Source organism: Paraburkholderia sediminicola (assembly GCF_046027355.1).
Taxonomy (GTDB): Bacteria; Pseudomonadota; Gammaproteobacteria; order Burkholderiales; family Burkholderiaceae; genus Paraburkholderia; species Paraburkholderia sediminicola_B.
Map to the genome: position 1 here is coordinate 1 of NZ_JAQQEK010000149.1, position 424 is coordinate 424.

The window sequence follows — 424 nt, forward strand, 5'->3', positions numbered from 1 at the left end:
CTGGGACAGAAGTGCTCCCGGCGACGTCGTTCCAGACAGTGCAAAGGCGACGCAGGCCTACAAGCGCGGTGGTTCGAACGCAAAATGCGCCGCGCGTCTGGACGCACTGCGGGCCCGTTCGCGGTAGACCCCATTAATCGCGCGTCCCGACGCAACGAAGAGCGAGCTCTGTGTCCTGGCTTACGCGGTCGCTTGAGCAGTCACAGCTTCTGGCGCGGTTGCGACAGGCAACTTCGTAACCGCCTTTTTGGCGCCAACCAATTTCTTCACCGGTGCCTTCTTCGCTACCGCAGTCGTTGTCGCGGGCTTCTTCGCGACGGCTGTCGGCTTGCTCGCAGCGGCAGAATCCGCAGCTCCGCTAACGCCATCAATCAAAAACTTCGAACGTTCTTTGGCACCAGCAAGCCACGCCGGCGCCGAACCG

1 pseudogene is annotated in these 424 nt (G+C 62.0%); it reads right to left on the bottom strand.

Annotated features, from left to right (window positions below):
- Positions 1–180: 180 nt before the first annotated feature.
- Positions 181–424 (bottom strand): annotated as a pseudogene (locus tag PQR42_RS45670) (H-NS family nucleoid-associated regulatory protein); the annotation flags it as partial.